Annotated in this window: 4 protein-coding genes; 2 read left to right on the top strand and 2 right to left on the bottom strand. The window is 64.6% G+C overall.

All coding sequences use genetic code 11. The annotated features are described in order from the left end of the window. On the bottom strand, window positions 1–808 hold an 808-nt coding region (mdh, locus tag HZB86_04170; GenBank protein MBI5904735.1), incomplete at its 3' end, for a malate dehydrogenase. A gap of 109 nt (window positions 809–917) precedes the next feature. Beyond that, window positions 918–1,322, bottom strand: coding sequence for a hypothetical protein (locus HZB86_04165; protein MBI5904734.1), 405 nt, complete (start codon window positions 1,320–1,322; stop codon window positions 918–920). A gap of 209 nt (window positions 1,323–1,531) precedes the next feature. On the opposite strand from HZB86_04165, the gene serC reads away from it, so the two are divergent. After that, a complete protein-coding gene (gene serC, locus HZB86_04160; GenBank protein ID MBI5904733.1) occupies window positions 1,532–2,656 on the top strand; it encodes a 3-phosphoserine/phosphohydroxythreonine transaminase in 1,125 nt (374 codons plus the stop codon). Between the two features lie 46 nt (window positions 2,657–2,702). Further along, window positions 2,703–3,458 (top strand): cytochrome C (locus HZB86_04155; protein ID MBI5904732.1); only part of this gene is annotated, 756 nt, incomplete at its 3' end.

The raw sequence follows: 3,458 nt of genomic DNA, 5'->3' as shown, positions 1-3,458 counted from the left end.
CGCCGAACTCGCCGTTCAGGTAGACGCAGGAGGGGAGGACGCGCTTCTGGTCCTTGAGGATCGACTCGGCCATGGCGATGACGGAGGCAGCGGGGTAGTAGAAGGCGGAGCCGGTCTTGAGGAGCGCGACCACCTCGCCGCCCGCGCCCCGGGTCCGCTTCACCATGGCGTCCATCACTTCCTTCGCCTTGGCGGCGTTGCCGTACTTCTTCTCGAGCAGTTCCATGACGGGGATCCCGTTCACGCTGGCGTAGCGGATCAGGGGGACCATGTCGTCTCCGTGGCCGCCGAGGGTCATGGCGGTCACGTCGCGGACCGAAACCCCCAGCTCCCAGGCGATGAAGGCGGCGAACCGGGCGGAGTCGAGCACCCCGGCCTGGCCGATCACGCGCGCGTACGGGAAGCCGGTGATCCTCTGGAACAGCGTGACCATCGCGTCCAGCGGGTTCGAGATGATGATCCCGAAGGAGTTCGGGGCGAATTTCTTCACCCCTTCCGCCACCTGGGACATGATCTTCGAGTTGACCTCGATCAGGTCGTCGCGGCTCATCCCGGGCTTCCGGGGAAGACCGGCGGTCACGATGACGATGTCGGCGCCGGCGATGTCGTCGTACTTGTTCGTTCCCTTGAGGGAGATGTCGAACCCGTCGACGGGAGACGCTTCCGCGATGTCCAGGCATTTGCCCTGGGGCATCCCCTCGACGATGTCGAACAGCACCACGTCGCCGAGCTCCCGCAGCGCGCACAGCTGGGCGAGCACGCCGCCGATCTGACCGCCGCCGATGATCGCGATCTTCTTCCTGGCCATTTCCGCCTCCTTGGGGATGTGAAGTGGGTTCAACCGGAAATCAGTTCAGCGGACTATACCACAGAAAACCGGGTCAAGTGTATACTGCATACAGATTTTTGCGGGAGGGCTACAGGTAACGGACGTTCCGGACCGCCGCCGACACGATGTAGACCTTGAGGTTGTTCCATCCCGGGTCGATCGGGAACAGGAAGAATCCGGACCGCTTCGGATCGTATCCGGTCGTGGATCCGACGATCACCTCCCCGTCCTTGAAGGTCGCCTCGATCAGGCGGCCCTGGGGCTTGACCCCGGGAAAGAGCTGTTTCTTCTCCTTGTAGCTCTTGTCCCCCGCGAAATCGCGGACGAAGAACACCGCCTTCAGCTCGTTGATCACGATCTCGATCGGTTCCTTCGACTGGGCGGGATCGAGCGGAAGGATGTGGAAGACCGGCTTGTTCGGGAAGAAGTTCTGCGTGTACCCCTTGAGAATCCGGCCGCTCGCGTACCGAACGACGATCTTGCTGGGTTCCAAGGATTCCTCCCCTTCCCGCATGCGTCGGTGATTGTACCTAAGATATTCGATCGAAGGAAAAAAGCAACCCTGTAGCGCCGCGATTCCGGTTACATCTTGACGGTCCGCCCCGACATTGCAAAAATGGGGCGTTTCCTGCCAGACCGGCCCGCGGCCGGCGACGGGGCGCGAACCGCGGAATACCCCTCCGCGCCCGGGCGAGGACACCCATGAGCCGAAAGATCAATTTCAACGCCGGACCCGCAGCACTTCCCCTCCCCGCGCTCACGCGCGCGCGCGATGAGTTCCTCGACTTCGCCGGCAGCGGCATGTCGGTGATGGAGCACAGCCACCGCGGGAAGGAGTACGAAGCGGTCCACGACGAGGCGATCGCCCTGGTCCGGGAGCTCCTCGGCGTCCCGTCGAGCTACGAGGTGCTGCTGCTCCAGGGCGGCGCCACCACGCTGTTCGCCCAGATCCCGATGAACCTCCTCGACAAGGGGAAGGGAGTCCAGTACCTCGTCACGGGAGCATGGGGGGAGAAGGCGCTGGGCGAGGCGAAGGCGGTCGCGGCGATGTTCGGCGCCTCCGTGTCCGTCCAGAGCATCGGCGTGGGGGAAGGCAAGGAGAAGAAGTACACCCGCGTTCCCGCGCCCTCCGAGGTGCAGGTCGACCCCGGAGCGGCGTACCTGCACCTCACGTCCAATGAAACCATCCACGGGGTGGAGTTCAACGTGGACGGCTCCCGCGCGTTTCCCGACACCGGGGCGGTCCCCCTGGTCGCCGACATGTCCAGCGACTTCCTCTGGAGGCCGTTCGACGTGACGAAGTTCGGGTTGGTGTACGCCGGGGCCCAGAAGAACATCGGCCCGTCGGGCGTCGTGATGGTGATCGTGTCGAAGGAGCTGGTGGAGAAGGGGAGGAAGGACATCCCGAAGATCTTCCAGTTCCGGACGCACGCCGAGAACAAGTCGCTCTACAACACCCCCCCGACCTTCGGCGTCTACATGGTCCGCAATGTCCTCTCCTGGCTCAAGGGACAGGGCGGCCTCGCGGCGGTCGAGGCGGCGAACCGGAAGAAGGCGGCCAGGCTCTACGGTGTCATCGACCGGAACGCGCAGTTCTACCGGTCGCCGGTCGAGTTGCAGAGCCGGTCCGTCATGAACGTGGTCTTCCGGCTTCCTACCCCCGAGCTCGAGGAGCAGTTCATCGCCGAGGCGAAAAAGCTCGGGATGGTGGGGCTCAAAGGCCACCGTTCAGTGGGCGGCATCCGGGTCTCCGAGTACAACGCCGTGTCCTACGAGTGGGTCGACACGCTTGCCGGCTTCATGGAGCAGTTCCTGAAGGGGAAGTGAGCGGATCGCAAGGTACGGAACACCATACCCGCATCGAGGAGGAAGGATGAGAGCGTCGAGGGGAATGTGGATCATCGTGCTGGCGATCCTCGCGGCCGGCGGTTTCGCGGTGTGCGCGCCGGACGCGGCGGCCAGGGCCGCGCTTTTGCCCGAGGACTGCGTCAAGTGCCACGAGGCGCCGCCGGCGGACGTGGCGGAAGGCGGAGGAAAGCACAAGTCCGACGTCACCTGCCTCGATTGCCACGCGGGGCACCGGCCCGCCTCGAAGAGCAACATCCCCAAATGCGCCCAGTGCCACGAGGGGAAACCGCACTACGGCCTGAAGAGCTGCCTCGAGTGCCACAGGAACCCGCACAAGCCGGTGCAGAGCCTGGTCCTCGCCCCGAAGACCACGGAGCCGTGCCTCACCTGCCACACCGACCAGTCCAGGCAGCTGAAGGAGAACCCGAGCCGGCATTCCGGACAGTTCTGCACGAATTGCCACGACGTCCACCGGAAGGTGCCGGATTGCGTGAAGTGCCACCGGCCGCACTCGGCCGACATGGCGCAGGGAGACTGCAAGAAGTGCCACAAGGCGCACCGCCCGAAGGCGGTGGCATACGGGGCGGACGTCCCGAACAAGGATTGCGGCGCGTGCCACAAGCAGGCGCTGGCGCTTTTGTCCGCCACCGAGACGAAACACAAGAGCGTGGCGTGCGTGAAGTGCCACGAGAACCGGCACAAGGCGGTCCCCGAGTGCCAGCAGTGCCACGGGAGCAAACACCCGGCGGCGATGATGAAGAAGTTCCCCAAGTGCGGAATG

The sequence above is a fragment of the Deltaproteobacteria bacterium genome (assembly GCA_016234845.1).
In the GTDB taxonomy this organism is placed as follows: domain Bacteria; phylum Desulfobacterota; class Deferrimicrobia; order Deferrimicrobiales; family Deferrimicrobiaceae; genus JACRNP01.
The sequence above is the reverse complement of the archived record's forward strand: the minus strand, read 5'-3'. Positions and strand labels throughout refer to the sequence as shown.

Coding starts and splice junctions, on each gene's coding strand:
- serC (MBI5904733.1), top strand. CDS start 1,532: ATGAGCCGAAAGATCAATTTCAACGCCGGACCCGCAGCACTTCCCCTC.